This window comes from Wenzhouxiangella sediminis, from assembly GCF_003410055.1.
Classification (GTDB): Bacteria; Pseudomonadota; Gammaproteobacteria; order Xanthomonadales; family Wenzhouxiangellaceae; genus Wenzhouxiangella; species Wenzhouxiangella sediminis.
The window spans coordinates 120,320-134,766 of record NZ_QUZK01000018.1; the positions used below are offsets into that span (position 1 = coordinate 120,320).

Annotated in this window: 15 protein-coding genes and 1 pseudogene; 6 read left to right on the forward strand and 10 right to left on the reverse strand. The window is 60.0% G+C overall.

The window, feature by feature from the left end:
* Positions 1–69 precede the first annotated feature (69 nt).
* Positions 70–3,543 (reverse strand): class I SAM-dependent DNA methyltransferase, encoded by a 3,474-nt coding sequence (locus DZC52_RS15470; RefSeq protein WP_181918776.1) that lies wholly within the window; start codon positions 3,541–3,543, stop codon positions 70–72.
* Positions 3,544–3,682: 139 nt separating this feature from the next.
* Between DZC52_RS15470 and DZC52_RS04410 the strand changes: the two genes are divergently transcribed.
* From DZC52_RS04410 to DZC52_RS15610, 3 genes are all read left to right on the forward strand, one after another.
* Entirely contained in the window at positions 3,683–3,877 is a 195-nt protein-coding gene (locus DZC52_RS04410) for a type II toxin-antitoxin system VapB family antitoxin (RefSeq protein WP_116649944.1), read from the forward strand.
* Complete coding sequence (gene vapC / locus DZC52_RS04415) at positions 3,874–4,275, forward strand: type II toxin-antitoxin system VapC family toxin (protein ID WP_116649913.1); 402 nt, start codon at positions 3,874–3,876, stop codon at positions 4,273–4,275. The genes DZC52_RS04410 and vapC overlap by 4 nt, the downstream gene beginning before the upstream one ends.
* A 108-nt stretch (positions 4,276–4,383) precedes the next feature.
* Complete coding sequence (locus DZC52_RS15610) at positions 4,384–4,935, forward strand: DUF805 domain-containing protein (RefSeq protein ID WP_220338265.1); 552 nt, start codon at positions 4,384–4,386, stop codon at positions 4,933–4,935.
* A gap of 268 nt (positions 4,936–5,203) precedes the next feature.
* Here the strand turns inward: DZC52_RS15610 and merR are convergent, their stop codons facing one another.
* A complete protein-coding gene (merR, locus tag DZC52_RS04430; protein WP_116649914.1) occupies positions 5,204–5,620 on the reverse strand; it encodes a mercury resistance transcriptional regulator MerR in 417 nt (138 codons plus the stop codon).
* Between the two features lie 133 nt (positions 5,621–5,753).
* Here merR and DZC52_RS04435 point away from each other — a divergent pair, with 133 nt between their 5' ends.
* Genes DZC52_RS04435 through merA form a run of 3 tightly spaced genes read left to right on the forward strand, consistent with a single transcriptional unit; the run spans position 5,754 to position 7,909 of the window.
* Positions 5,754–6,122: a mercuric transporter MerT family protein gene (locus DZC52_RS04435; protein ID WP_116649915.1), complete on the forward strand. Its 369-nt coding sequence runs from the start codon at positions 5,754–5,756 to the stop codon at positions 6,120–6,122.
* 25 nt (positions 6,123–6,147) lie between these two features.
* Entirely contained in the window at positions 6,148–6,507 is a 360-nt protein-coding gene (locus DZC52_RS15935) for a heavy-metal-associated domain-containing protein (protein WP_116649916.1), read from the forward strand.
* On the forward strand, positions 6,500–7,909 hold the full coding sequence (gene merA, locus DZC52_RS04445) for a mercury(II) reductase (RefSeq protein ID WP_116649917.1): 1,410 nt from the start codon (positions 6,500–6,502) through the stop codon (positions 7,907–7,909). Before DZC52_RS15935 ends, merA begins: the two co-directional genes overlap by 8 nt.
* Positions 7,910–8,103: 194 nt before the next feature.
* On the opposite strand, the pseudogene DZC52_RS15685 reads toward merA, so the two are convergent.
* From DZC52_RS15685 to DZC52_RS04485, 8 genes and pseudogenes are all read right to left on the reverse strand, one after another.
* Positions 8,104–8,612 (reverse strand): annotated as a pseudogene (locus tag DZC52_RS15685) (transposase); the annotation flags it as partial.
* A gap of 69 nt (positions 8,613–8,681) precedes the next feature.
* Complete coding sequence (locus DZC52_RS04455) at positions 8,682–9,854, reverse strand: phospholipase D-like domain-containing protein (RefSeq protein ID WP_116649919.1); 1,173 nt, start codon at positions 9,852–9,854, stop codon at positions 8,682–8,684.
* A 174-nt stretch (positions 9,855–10,028) separates the two neighbouring features.
* The gene (locus tag DZC52_RS04460) at positions 10,029–10,829 is read right to left on the reverse strand and encodes a hypothetical protein (protein ID WP_116649920.1); all 801 of its coding nucleotides are present in this window, start codon (positions 10,827–10,829) and stop codon (positions 10,029–10,031) included.
* Positions 10,830–11,065: 236 nt separating this feature from the next.
* Entirely contained in the window at positions 11,066–11,671 is a 606-nt protein-coding gene (petA, locus tag DZC52_RS04465; RefSeq protein ID WP_116649946.1) for a ubiquinol-cytochrome c reductase iron-sulfur subunit, read from the reverse strand.
* Between the two features lie 99 nt (positions 11,672–11,770).
* Entirely contained in the window at positions 11,771–12,004 is a 234-nt protein-coding gene (locus tag DZC52_RS04470) for an SHOCT domain-containing protein (RefSeq protein WP_116649921.1), read from the reverse strand.
* Between the two features lie 108 nt (positions 12,005–12,112).
* Entirely contained in the window at positions 12,113–12,565 is a 453-nt protein-coding gene (locus DZC52_RS04475; protein WP_147307604.1) for a hypothetical protein, read from the reverse strand.
* Between the two features lie 52 nt (positions 12,566–12,617).
* Entirely contained in the window at positions 12,618–13,553 is a 936-nt protein-coding gene (locus DZC52_RS04480; protein WP_116649923.1) for a DMT family transporter, read from the reverse strand.
* Positions 13,550–14,431, reverse strand: coding sequence for a cation diffusion facilitator family transporter (locus DZC52_RS04485; RefSeq protein WP_116649947.1), 882 nt, complete (start codon positions 14,429–14,431; stop codon positions 13,550–13,552). The genes DZC52_RS04480 and DZC52_RS04485 overlap by 4 nt, the downstream gene beginning before the upstream one ends.
* Positions 14,432–14,447: the final 16 nt, after the last annotated feature.

Consider the following 14,447-nt stretch of genomic DNA (forward strand, 5'->3'; position numbering starts at 1 on the left):
ATTTGACCCGCCGCCTGCTTTCGCTACCGCAAGCTCAGGCGTCGCCTTAATTGCCGATGAGCTCAGACGTTAACCTTCCCTAAGTCGAAACCGATTACCTTCGTCTTGACCGACCATTCCGAGGTCGGTAAGGGCGTCTAGCACCTGGGAAACGGACTTCTCCGGTTTGCGTTTGAATCGGGTGGCTAGGGTAGGGGCGTCCATGGGGCCGGTGGCGAGTTGGTCGCGGACGGCTCGGATTTGGGCTTGTAGTGTCTTGGGCCACGTTAGTTTTTTGGTGCTTTGGTCTTTTGGTGTTTTGGTGGGGGTCACGCCTTCGGCTTCGGCGGTGGCTAGTTCCCCTTGCTGAGCCATTTCTTCCGGGGCCTGGTAGTCGGGGCGGAGCCAGCGGATTTTTCCTTTGGCTTCTTCGGCGGCGCGTTGGTGGTTCAGGTCGACGAGGCGTTGGAGGAGTTCTTCTTCGGCTTCCAGTTGGTCTTCGGGCTTTTCGGGCCAGGGGGTGGTGGCGCCGGGGCGGCCGACGAGTTTTTCGGCCAGGTCGTCCCAGCCGTAGGCTTGGAAGACGGCGCGGTCGAGGTCGTCGTGGAGTTCGCGCAGGACGGAGACCAGGCCTTGTTCGTGGATTTCCTTTTCCTTGTCGGTCAGGGGTTCTTCACGGCGCAGCTTTTCCAGGACGTTGTACATGCCGGTCATGGTTAGGCCGGGGTGTTGGTCTTGTTGGCGTTTGCGGTGAGTGTCTAGTTGTTCGGCGAGGTTGCCGATTCCCTGGCGAGCGGCTTCATCGGGCTCCGGGAAGGGGAAGGTTTCGAAGCAGCGGGACTTGTTGTAGCGGGGGCGATCTTCCAATGTTCCACCGACCCGCAGCGCCCACTCCAAGTGAAGCCGCGAGGAAAGAATTCCAAGATGCCAGCCTTCCTCAGTGGCGATATTCACCAGCATGTTATCCGGCAAGATCTGCTTTTCTAGGAACTGAAAGAAGCGATGCTTGCTTGTTTCGACAGTGGCGATGTACCGATTGATGCCCTTGTACATCTCACGCCATACGCGACGGGGCTCGCCGAAAAGCCACCAATTGTCTCGGTAGGTCGCACGTTTATTTTGATCACGCTCGGGCTTTACACGTTCGGCGACCCACTGATAAATATCCGGATAGTTCTTGCGTACGTCTTCCGGAGTCATGCCAAATAGATCGATGACCATGACACCTCTGGGCTTTTGGGTAAGGTCACGACCATTTCGGTACTCGCGAATATGCTGCTCAATGCCAGGCTGTTTGTTGATCCCAAGTTGCTCGGCTTGCTCAGGAGTAACAATAAATCCTGAGCCGTGAAGCTTGACGCCCGGGGAGCTAATGTCGCCATTTGCTATGAGCGCAGTCGCTGAAGCCGTGTCGGCGCCGATGGCGAGATTGCTGTGCACCTTCCCATCTCGCCACCGAAAACGGAGCTTTCGGGCGTCTCCATCCGTCTTGACTTCTTCCAGAAGCTTACCGACAACTCCGGGGTGTTCACCAGCTTTGCAGACGGTCATGGCAATTCGAACTGCCGCGCCGTCCGAGGCATCGACCCAAGGGTGGTCAGGAACGGCGAAAATTATGGAGATCGGCTTTTTGTCCGAGAGATGAGTTTGGAGAACGCGCCGGTTGAAAGTTTGGCGCAGACTATTGGTGGTGATCAGTCCGAACTGCTGTAGGTCAGCCATGCGCACTTTCCCGGCAGCCACGTGCCACCAGTAGAGGACATAGTCACAGGATTCCGGTAGTTCCTTCCAGGTCTTGCGGAGCGCTTCGACGTAGCCGTCGCCCAGTGCCCTGCGCATGCCGCCAGCCCCGATAAACGGCGGATTCCCCACCACATAATCCGCCTCCGGCCACTCCGCCTTCCTTGGATTGACATAGACTTCCTCCGGCACCTGGGCGGATTCGTCGGGGATGTCTTCGCCTGTGGTGGGGCTCTTTTTGTAGGTTTTGCCGTCCCAGCGCATGATGGGGCGGCCGTCTTCGTTCATTTTGTATTCCCAGCGGTCGTAGGCCAGGACGGCGTCGCGGCATTCGATGTTTTCGAAGGCTCTCAGGACGGGCTGGGGTGGGTTAATGTGGCCGTGGGTGCGGAAGTGCCATTGCAGGTAGCCGATCCACAGGACCGTTTCGGCGATGGCGGCGGCTCTGGGGTTGATCTCGATGCCGAGGAACTGGTGCGGGTCGACGGTGTTGCCCTGCATTTCCAGCAGGTTCTGGCCTTCGCCCAGGTCGGCCAGGGTGCCCAGGATTTCGCCTTCGAGGCGCTTCATGTGCTCGAGCGTGACGTAGAGAAAGTTGCCGCTGCCGCAGGCCGGGTCGAGGATGCGGATTTCGCACAGCTTGCGGTGGAAGTCGCGGATCTCGCTGACGGCCTTGTCGTGTTTGCCTTGCGCTTCCAGGGCAGCGGCGGCCGCCTGGACGTCTTTCCATTCGTCTCTGAGCGGGTCGATGACGGTGGGCATGACCAGGCGTTCGACGTAGGCCCTGGGCGTGTAGTGGGCGCCGAGCTTGTGGCGCTCTTCGGGGTCTAGCGCACGTTCCAGCAAGGTACCGAAGATGGCCGGTTCGACCTGGCTCCAGTCGTGCTTGGCTGCGTCGATCAGCAGTTCGATCTGGTCGGCATCGAGGGCGATCGGGTTGATGTCGACGAACAGGCTGCCGTTGAAGCGCAGGATTTCGCTGTTGAGTACGCCGCTGTAGCCACCGGTGTTCATGGTCTCCCACAGGTTCTGGACGGCGCTGGCGAAGTGTTCGGGCGTTTTCTTGAGTTTCTGGAGTAGGGCGGTGAACTCTCCGGTCGGCAGCAGGCCGACGTCCTCGCAGAACATGGTGAACAGGCAGCGCTTGATGAAGTGGGCGACGCGTTCGACCTTGTAGCCGTCCTTTTCCAGGGTGCGCGCCAGCTTGGCCAGGGTGTCGCTGATCTCGCGGGTGACGCGGGCGGCGTACTTGGACGGATCCAGGCTGTCGGGATCGGTCCAGATCTTCTTGAGGCGCTTGCGGACTTTCTCCTCGCGCAGGTCCTCGAGGTGGATGCGGTGCTTGCGCGGGTCGGGGAAGGGCACGTAGGTGGCGCCCGAGCGGGTGAATTCGGAGTAGACCTCGATGGTCTTGCCCACATCGCAGGTCAGCAGGAAGGGCGGTCGGCCTTCCTCGGCGGGCAGGGCGCGGATGTAGGTGTCGGCCTGGGCGGCGGCGCGCAGCATGGCCTTGTCCCAGCGGCTGGATTCGTGCTTTTCGCTGACCTGCTTGGCTTCCAATACAAAATGGCCGCGGCGGTACAGGTCGATGTAGCCGCGCGTGGTGGAGCCGTCGGGGTGGTTGATGTCGACTCTTCGCTCGAAGACGTAGCCGTTCTTCGCCGGGTCGGGGCCGGCCGGCTCCGGGCCGGGCAGGTCGAGCAGCTGGCACAGCTCGGTCAGGAAGAGCTGGTAGTTGGCGCGTTCCTTGCCGCCGGTGTCGGTCCAGCGGTCGATGAAGGCTTCTACGGCCTGATGCTCGTGCTTTTCGGTGGAGTCGTTCATTTGTGGCGTTGCAGCCCCCTGATTCCCGTTGGAAAGCCTACCAGCATCGGGCTGCCGGGTGAATGGCGGCGTGATTGTGTGGGCTGTCCGGCGGGGGTATTATGTGTATCGGATTAAAGAATATACACATGAGGTGGCTATGAGAACCAACATCGTCATCGATGACCAGTTAATGGCCGAGGCCATGAGGGTCTCCGGCTGCAAGACCAAAAAGGAAGCTGTCGAGCAGGCGCTCAGGTTGCTTGTGCGGCGGAGCGAGCAGCAGGCAATCCGAAACCTGCGCGGCCGCGTCCATTGGGAAGGCGACCTCGAGGAGATGCGGGGCGGCAAGTGATTCTGGTCGATACCAGCGTCTGGATCGACTATCTCAACGGCGTTGAGAACCCTCATACCGACGCACTCGATGCCGGCATCGTGGACGGTATCGTGGCCATGGGGGACCTGATCTTCCTGGAAATCCTCCAGGGGATTCGCGACGACCGCGAATACGAACTGACGCGCCGTTCCCTGGAAACCCTGGATCACTACGAGCTGTTCGGGCACGCCATGGTCGGCATGTGCGCGGAGAACTTCCGCGCGCTGCGCAAACGGGGCATAACCATCCGCAAAACCGCGGACGTGATTATTGCCTCGTTCTGCATCGAGCATCAGATGCCGCTGCTGTTCACGGACAGGGATTTCGAGCCGTTCGTGGCGCATCTGGGGCTGCGCTCGGTGTTGCCGGGTGACTGATTTCGCAAAGTCGGGCCCGTGTCGGGTGCCTGTCGGGCCCTTGCCGTAGCGGTTAGCCAGCGTTCGGCCCGATAATGGCCAGCCTGGAGCCCACGAGAAGGAATTCCCATGCACGTCGATCCTGTTCGACTTCGAGAATTGCGCGCTGCCCGGCAATGGTCGCAGGAGCAGCTGGCCACTTTGAGTGGCCTGAACCTGCGTACGATCCAGCGCCTGGAATCGGGATCGAGGATCTCGCAGGAGTCGTTGCGGGCGCTCTGTGCCGTTTTCGAGGTGCCGGCCGAGCGCCTGCTGGAGCGCGAGGCCGGGCCGAGCGAACCGGCGCTGAGGGCCATGCGCGAGGGCGTGCTGCGTGGGCTGGATTTCAGCGGCGTCACGCCGCGCGGGGAATTCTGGTGGTTCGTGCTCGCGGTGGTGATGTTGCTGGGGCTGGCGCAGATCCTGTCCGAGTACCTGGGCGCGCTGCCGTTGCAGCTGGCCGGCATCGCGGTTCTGCTGCCGTGGATTGCTGCGTGCACGCGGCGCCTGCGGGACGCGGGCCTGAGTCCCTGGTGGCAGCTGATCAGCCTGGCGCCGGTGGCCGGCATCCTGGTGCTGCTTTATCTGCTGACTTATCCGAGCCGGGCCATTGACTCGGTCGAGGCTGCCGAGAGCGCTTAATGAGTGACAGCGAGGGCGGATTGCTCGAGAGGGGGCGGATAGACGACCAAGAAAAGATCGAAACTCAGGGGCTCGTAACTTATTGATTTGCTGTCACCCCGCCAACAAAAGTTGGAAACATACTTAACCGTATGGTTTTGCAAAAGCCGATTGAGCTCGGAAACAAGAAAAGTTGGCAACAATTCGTCCGGATCCAAGCAAAGTTGGAAACAATTCGTGATCTGGGGTAAGCAGCCAGATCCTCGATAGAGAAGCGGCAGCCATATACTTATCCGGCTGAGCGTTCGCGCAACGACACGATCAGTGGACAATGAATGTTGCCTTCCTGCTGTCGGCACTCGCGAACCAGCTTTGATAACACACGCTCGATGCGCTTCAGTGCGGTTATTTTCTGCCGCACGTCGGCCAGCTTGTGTTCGGCCAGTGACTGGGCCTCGTCGCAGTCCGTGCCATCGTCGAGCTGTAACAGCTCGGCGATTTCGTCCAGGCTGAATCCCAGTTCCTTGGCCGACCGTATGAAACTCAGCCGTTCGACGTCGTTCGGCCCATAATGGCGGATGCGTCCGTGAGCACGTTGCGGCTCGCGCAACAACCCGCGGCGCTGGTAGTAGCGCACGGTTTCAACGCCGACCCCGGCTTCCCCGGCGAGGGCGCCAATCGTGATCTTTTTGTCCTTTTCGCCCATTGCGACGCTCCAATTCCGTAGCCAGGTACGGGAAAAGGCTAGCACGGAGTTGCTGGCAGGACGCCCTTGCATCCGTACCAAGGTACGGGTTTATGCTCATTATTAACGGCGACCCGTAAGGAGTTTCGAGGCAATGAGCGATCCCAACGACAATTCGGCTGAGTCCGAAAAGGGGCTACTGGCCCTGGGCGGGCTGGGCGCGGCACTGGCTTCGGCCTGCTGCATCCTGCCATTCGTCCTGGTCGCCCTGGGCCTGGGCGGGGCCTGGCTGGCCAGCCTGCACGCGCTCTATCCCTATCGCTGGCTGTTCATCGGTGCCGCTGCCGTGGCCCTGTTTTTCGCTTGGCGGCGGCTGTATCGACCGCAGGCTGACTGCGCCGACGGCGAGGTCTGTGCCGTACCGACGGTCAGGCGCGCCTATCGGGTGCTGTTCTGGGTGATTGCCGGTCTGGTGGCGCTATCTGCAATTGCCCCTTACTTGCTTGGCGCCATCCTCAATTGAAACCCATCAAAGGAGACAACAAGCCATGTCCATGAGATTTGACTCAACTGACAATCGCCTGGCGCTCTTGGCGACGGTCGTTCTAGGCTTGCTGCTGCTCGCCGGCTGCAGTGACCCGGCGGATGCGCAGGCATCCACTGCCAAAGACGAAAAAGAGCGGCGCGAAGTGGTGCTGTCGGTTCCGGACATGAGCTGCCCGATGTGCCCGATCACCGTCCGGCGCGCGCTCAACGGTGTCGACGGCGTCTACGAGGCCGAAGCCGATCTCGATACCAAACAGGCGCGTGCCGTATTCGACCCGGCGCGTACCGATCCAGAGGCGCTGATCGCAGCGATCGAAAATGCGGGGTTCAGCGCCACGGTCAAAGGCGAGCGCGATGAGTGACAGGGACCGGCTGCACATCGCCATTATCGGCAGCGGCAGCGCCGCGTTCGCCGCGGCGATTCGGGCCGCGGAAGAGGGCGCCCGGGTGAGCATGATCGAGCGCGGTACGCTCGGCGGGACCTGCGTCAATGTCGGCTGCGTGCCGTCGAAGATCATGATCCAGGCCGCCCATGTGGCCCACGTGCGATCGGACAGTCCCTTTGATGACAGCATCTCCGCCACGCCGCCAAGGATCGATCGCAAGCAACTTTTCGTCCAGCAAAAGGCCAGGGTCGAGGAACTGCGACAGTCGAAGTACCAGTCCATTGTGGACTCGCGCGAGGCCATCGAAGTGATCCGCGGCCAGGCGCACTTTGTCGACCGGCACACGCTGGCGGTCGAAACCGAATCCGGGGCCAAACAGCACCTGACGTTTGATCGCTGCCTGATCGCCACCGGCGCCAGGCCTGCGATCCCTCCCATCCCGGGCCTGGTCGGCACGCCGTACTGGACCTCCACCGAGGCCCTGGAGAGCGAAACGATCCCGAACCGCCTGGCCATCGTCGGCTCGTCGGTCGTCGCCGTCGAGCTTGCCCAGGCCTTCGCGCGTCTGGGCAGCCAGGTCACGATTCTGGCGCGCAGCACGCTGCTGTCCCGCGAAGACCCGGCCATCGGCGAGCACCTGACGCGCGTCTTTCGGGACGAAGGCATCGTTGTGCTGGAAAACACCGAGGCCAGCCGGGTCGATCATGTCGGCGATGAATTTCAGCTTGCGACCGGGCAGGACACGCTCGAGGCCGATCGCCTGCTGGTCGCCACCGGCCGGGCGCCGAACACGAACGGGATGGGTTTGGAAAACATCGGTGTTGAAATCGAAAAGAACGGCGCGGTGATCGTCGATGATCATATGCAAACCAGCACTGCCGGCATCCATGCCGCGGGTGACTGCAGCAACCAGCCGCAGCTCGTCTACGTGGCCGCAGCCGCCGGAACCCGCGCCGCGATCAACATGATCGGCGGCGATGCGGCGCTCGATCTGCGCGCCATGCCGGCGGTGGTGTTCACGGAACCCCAGGTGGCCACGGCCGGCTTGTCCGAGGCACAAGCCAAACACCAGGGCATCGAGGTCGAAACCCGCACGCTGGATCTGGAGAACGTGCCGCGAGCCCTGGCGAACTTCGACACGCGCGGGTTCGTCAAGCTGGTAGCAGAAGTCGATTCGAAGCGGCTGATCGGCGTGCAGGCCGTGGCCGGGAATGCCGGTGAACTGATTCAGTCTGCCTCGCTGGCCATTCAGCAGCGAATGACGGTGGACGAGCTGGCCGATCAACTGTTTCCGTACCTGACGATGGTGGAAGGCTTGAAGCTGGCGGCGCAAACGTTCACCCGTGACGTCAAAAAGCTCTCGTGTTGTGCCGGATGACAGCCAGTTGATTCGCCCATCTTGGGAAGGGGGAGGTCGAATCGCTGGGCAGTCAGAGGGAGAATGATCGTGACCAAGCGCGATCAGTCACGTACTGGCGTTGGAAGCTCACATCGAGGACAACCTCACCAATTCGGCATATCAGGCCCCGCAGTGTCGGGCCTACGTGGCCTTTTGCTTAGCTTCTAGCCGTGACCAGCCTCCCTCAAGTCGGCGAACACGCGCGGAGCGTCGTACACACCGGAGCTGGCCGTATACGAGTCCCGGATCAGGACCAGCAAGCGCCGGTCCTCGATGGATGGCTCGATCCGACAGGGGCTTTTGCACCCAGGCGTAGTAGCCGCTTTGCGATTCCCGTAGTACACGACACATGGTCGCCACCTTGTACTGGTCTCGGTGCGCGAGAATGAACTGGTACTTTACTCGGGCTGGCTTGCAAAGTACCGCGCGGCCTTTTTTAGGATGTCGCGCTCCTTTTTTTTCGCCGCAGCTGTGCGCGCAGTTTGAGGACCTCGCTCTTGGCCGCGGTCAACTCCGAAGCCTGCTGCTCGGGTTTGTCCGGCTTGACGGCTTTTACCCACTTGTACAGGCTGTGGGGCGACACGCCGAGACGCTCGGAAACTTCGGCCACGGAGTATCCGCGATCAACGACTTGGCGAACCGCCTCGTCCTTGAATTCTGGGGTGTATCTTTGACTGCTCATTTCACTTCCTCCTATGCTCAATCATAGGTCAGAAGTGCCCACGAGACCGTGGGAAGTCCACCCACACGCCTATAACCATCGTCGGGCCACCCAAGCCAGAGGCGTCAGCAAACGAGACGCGATCTGTCTACTGGGCCAGTTGGCGCCAAGTTCTTCAGCGTTAACCAAGTCCGCCTCAAATTGAACCTTTAGCGCAGCTGCTAGTTGACGATTGCGCGCACAAAGGTTGAGTTCATGATTCAAGAAAAGGCTGCGATAATCGAAGTTCGCCGTGCCAACGCTGACCCAGTCGTCGTCCACCGAAACCGTTTTGGCATGCAACAGGCGCGTGCGATAACCGAATACACGCACCCCCCGACATTGGAGGCGCCCATAGATTCGCCGTGCGATTAGATCTATTGGGGCAATGTCGCTTTTCCAGGGAACCAGGAGGCGTACCGATACCCCACGTTCAGCAGCCTGTCCAAGTGCCCGCAGCGTCCACTCATCGGGCACAAAGTAGGGTGTAGTTAACTCGATATTCCGCTGGGCCGAACCGAACATGGCAGCGAAGACACAGCGTAGACGGTGGGCGCAGTACGCAGACTTGTTGGGCAATAACACGGCACTGGGAGAATCGCTCTCCGGTGTCGCACGCCAATGGCAACCTCGCCACAAGGACTCAAATGCAGCATGTGCCTGACGCGCCAAGTTTCCCGTCATGGCAAGATGGGTATCCCGCCAGCGATGCTCACCATAGTGCCGCCGCGAGTTCTCCCGGTGGATATTGAAGCCGCCAAGAAAAGCCTCACACTGGTCCACTACTAGCAGCTTGCGATGGTTGCGCTGGTTGTAGCGCATTGGCTGGGACCAGTGCCAGCGGTGAAACCAGCGCAATATCACGCCGCTCTTCTTGAGGAATAGATCAAGTTCGCGGGACGCCCAGAACAGCGACCCTGCGGCGTCCAGATGCACGCGCACGTCCAGTCCCGCGCGTGCACGCTCGGCAAGGGCGTCGGCGAAACTGCGCCCCACTTCGTCATCGGCGAAGATATAGCTTTCGAGTGCGATCCCGCGCCTGGCCCTTCTGATTGCCGCTAGCATAGCCGCGTACAGATTATCGCCTTCGGTAAACAGTTGAAAAGATTCCTCCCCGGGAAGCAAAATCGGGCCACAGCGATCCCAGCGCCGTTGCCGGTGCAGGCCCCCTAGGGCGGATGTGCCAGCCTTGTTGTTGACGCCGCCCAATCTTGGGATCACCATGACTTCACTTGAATTTACTCACCAACGAAAACCGAAAAGTGACGCGATACTGTAGTTTGTGACCACCTTTTCGTTAAGCCCCGGCGGCGGTTAATACCCCGCACTGCGTTGTAATCGGCGTGCCTCTTGATAGTCCCGAGCACGCCACCAACGAGACCAGGAGAACTGCTTTCATCACGCCTCGGTGTCGGTAGCAGGCTTGATGGGCTTGTTGTGGCAAGCCTCTTCACTGCCACGGGAGGTTCTCGCTACCCAGCACATGTTGCAGACCGGGTCGCCATGCGACAGCGTCTGCGTCCGACGGTAGTGGCCGCGCTGCCCGTCGGCGGCAATGACGTCGGCGCCGGGCCAGTCATAGCGGCACCAAGTGGCTCGAAATGTCTCCAACGCGAGGGGGTCTCCGGTCTCTTCGCTCAGCCGGCGCAGATAAGTTTGCGGCGGACAATGGGTGAAATGGGTCAAAAGATCTTCACCGTCGCTGCGGCATTCCACAGCGTAGCCCGGCGCCCCCGGGGCATTGAAGGGAAAGCGGAGGAGGATCGTCCAACGCAGGCGGCGGCCGGGATCACGCGTAAGCAGGCGGATAGGCAGCGAGCTCAACATCAGGCCCCGGCGGTAGACATCCCATCCGAGGTCGGCTATCACTTGCCGGGCACAGGCTGGCGCGATGCCGGAGCGGCGGAGTACCCGGTCACCGGCGGCCGTGTAGATCGCGAACTCAACCATTAGCCGGTTGCCGAAACTGGGCAACGTGTCGAGCTTCGCACCGGAGCGAAGCATTTCCGCCTCTGCCTCCAGTGCTGACAGAAAGCGGTGGAGGTCTCGGCTGAGCCAGCGCAGATGGCCACCCTCGTTGTCGATTAACGTGCGGTTTAAAAGTACCCGGCGGGCCGCGCGCGTAACGATGTGCCGCAAGATGCGGCGGGTGAGCCGCCATTTGAGTGAGACCCGGGTCATCTCAAGAAGTTTGGGCATGCGGAGGGGGTATAGCCGTCGCCTGCCGGTTGACGTTGGATTCTACTTACGGGAAAGAGTGTGCCCGCGGAAACTGGTACTTTCTCACAATTCAACGTGCGGCGGCTTATCTCCATAACAGAAACCGAAGCTGTACGCGTCTGCCGTGATCGTGCCCGTTTCATATTTCACTCCTCTAATGCTTCTCCACTTACCAACACGACTAAATAGTTTTCTCAACCCGCCATGGTTCGGCTTTACTCAACAACAGGACCTTCTCCGATAATGACTGTATTGTGGTCAGTGAAACGATGGGGCGGTATGACCAGATTGAGCGGGGCCGGAACGCCTTTGAAAACGCGCCCGGCCAGATCGAATTTCGAGGCGTGGCAGGGGCAAAAATATCCGCCAGGCCATTCTGAATCAAACCCCATTTGGCCTGTTTCAGGGTGGAACTTGGGAATGCAGCCAAGATGCGTACAGGTGGCAATGACAACCAAGATGTCCGGATGGATGGATCGCAGGTCGTTCCGAGCGTATGGGGGCTGTTGGTCCTGTTGAGATAGGGGATCTCGAAGTCGGGCCTCAAGATCGCTTATTCTCAAACGTTGGATCATCTCGGATGTGCGCCTGAGAATCCAGATCGGCTTGCCTCGCCAGGTGATCAGGATCTGCTCGCCAGGACTGATCGTGTCAAGATCCACTTCGATTGGCGCCCCCGCTATTTGTCTGCTCCGACTAGGTAGCAGAGAGCGCACTAACGGAATGGCAGACAGAGTGACGCCGGTGGCGAGTACCAGCCCCAGGGCCCTGCCAATAAACCGACGGCGGGCGGGTTCGGACTTCTGGGTTCTTGATTCCATCGTGTTTGACTCCGATTTCATGGCGCCCTGGAGAGGTCGCTGATGCTATCACCCGCGAGCCTACATGGATCCAATCCTGTTGCGTCGTGGGCCGGCCTGTTATCGATCAATATCACGTCGCTTTTGTTCGTACTCTTCGCGATCGATTTCGCCCCTGGCGTAGCGATCTTTTAGCGTTTCGAGCGCTCGCTTTTCAGCGTCGCGGTGGCTCTGGCGGGCACTTGTCGACAGCCAACGAATGATCGCAAAAAGCCCGATGATGAGCAGCCCCCAAAAGAGCAGCATAAAAATCCAGCCGATACCCATCCATCCATGTGATCCCGTCCAGTCCATTGTTTATTTCTCCAGAGGGTAAGTGGGAAGCTCCGCACGTCATTAAGTGGGGGCGCAGGCCGCGCATCCAGTCCTACGTGATGCGCGGCCTGCGCACCGGCCAATCACTCAGTTCGTGCTCTCGGATTGCCCTTTCTCCATCTGCATACGCGCTTCCATCTGCTCCATCATGCCTTGCATCATCTGCGAGTGCATTTCCATCATCTGCCGACAGCGCTGACCGTCAGATTGCTCCATGTTTTCGTGCATGCCGCTGTGGCGATCGCCCATGCCTTTCATTGCGCCCATGGCGGCATGCATCTGGCGCATGTGGTCCTGCATAAGTCGCTTTCTGGTGTCAGGGTCTTCTGCACTACGAATTCTCTGCATGGTCTGTCGCATGGCCTGCATACGTTCCTGCATCGCGTCATGATCCATCATGCCGCCTTCAGCCATGGACTCGCTCTGCATTTCCATCGTGTGCGTTTTGTCGCCAGTATCGTCGTGATGTTGTTCATCGGCCATAGCGAGCGGCAGGGTGAAGCTCATTGCGAGGATTGTGGTCATAATTACATTTTTCATGATTGCTCTCCTATTGATCGAGCGTGAGTTGTAGGATGCTGACCTGTGGGGTTCAGCATGTGTTGGCGCCCTGTTGAGTATGACAAGGGTGGGCGGGCGCGTGTTCCTTGCCCTTGCTCATTCTCCGAGTCAGCCAGAAGCCAGCGACCAGGAGCAATGCACCGCCGTAGATCGTTCGCTCTCCGGGTGTCTCCGAGAAGATCAGCCAGCCGAAGGTCGCAGCGACAACGGGAGAGACGATGATGTCAACCAGCGCATAGACATTGGCACTGATCGACTTGAGCACGATCGAGATCCCGAAATAGGCGAAGCCGGTGGATATCACGCCGAGTCCCACGGCCCAGGTGATCGCGGGCAGCGTGATATCGCCCAGAGCCGGATACTGAATGGTTTCGAGTGGCGTGCCGGAGCCGAATAGCAGCACTGACGGTGAAAGCACCAGCGCTGCAGCCAGCAACGACCAGGCAATGTCGTTGCCCGTCTCGGTCATGCCCTCGTAGCGCATGTAGGTGACCATCGCTGCGTAGATGGCGCCGGTCGACAAAGCCACGAGATTCCCCAGGGTGTAGCCATCCCCGAGCGGATTGGCCAGCACGATACCCACCATGGCCAGCCCAAAAATGACGATGTAGGCCGGTCTAGCCTTCTCGCCCAGGAAGGCCCAGGAAAATATGAACACAAAAAATGGCGCAATGCTCCAGAAGATAACGGCGTTGGCGATGGGGACAAGTGACATGGCGAAATTAAAGAAGCCACCCTGTGCTGCGATCAGCACCCCAATGATGAACGTATCCTTGACGTTGCCAAAGGGAAAGCGAGGGGGTTCTCGTGTTGCCAGCCAGCGCGCGGCGAAAAGGAAAATCGCGGCAAAGCCCATGGCATAGAAGGTCAGCGTGTGAACGGGAATCCTTCCGTCGGTAAGCTTGACGAACACGCCGATTGTGGCCTCCGAAACCGTGATCAGTGCCAAAAGCAAGAGCGTCTTCAATGTGACTCTCCTTGTGGGTCCGGCGAAGTAATGTCTATGTCTTCGGCACCGGATTCATCCAGGCATTGAGTCTCGATCTGCAGTGTGGAGAAGAAGAAGCCATAATCCGACTTGAGTGTTCGGTGGGCCTCCTTAAGAATCAAGTGCGGATTGGCTGCCTCCCGCGCCTTAAGGTGCGCCGAGAATATGTAGCGTCCGCTAGTCAAGGCCCAGGCGTGGACATGGTGCACATTTTTGACGTGTTCCAGTCGCTTGAGCGCCTCGGTGATGTCGGCAAGGTCCACATCGGCCGGTGTGCCCTCCATCAGGAGATGCATCGAATCCCTGAGGATGCCCCAGCTCGCCCACAGCAGCACGAAGCCAAAGGCCATGCCTAGCAGCGGATCGATCAGCAGAAAGCCGGTGAAATGGATGACCAGTGCGGTTACGATGATCAGTAGGCTGCCGACGAAAGTCTGGATAATGTGCCAGAGGGCGCCCTTGACATTGAGATCGCTGCGGCTCTGCTTCCAGATCAAGGCCAGGGAGATGACTTCGGTGACCAGACCGCCGGCGGCGGCCCAAAGCATCGGCGCCGGGGGCAGGTCGATGGGTTCGGCCAGGCGCATGGCACCCATGCCGATCACGAACACGGCCATGGCCAGTAGAAAGCCGCCGTTGACCAGCGCGCCGATCAGTTCCGCGCGGTACCAGCCGAAGCTACGGTCCTCGTCGGCGGGGCGGTGAGCCAGGCGGGCCGCGACGATGGCGACCAACACGCCACCCACGGCCGAGAAGGTGTGAAAGGCGTCGGATATGACGGCAATCGAGCCGGTCCAAACACCGATGGCCATCTCGATGATGAAATAGATGCCGGTCAACCACGCGGCAATTGTCATGCCGCGACCACTGGTT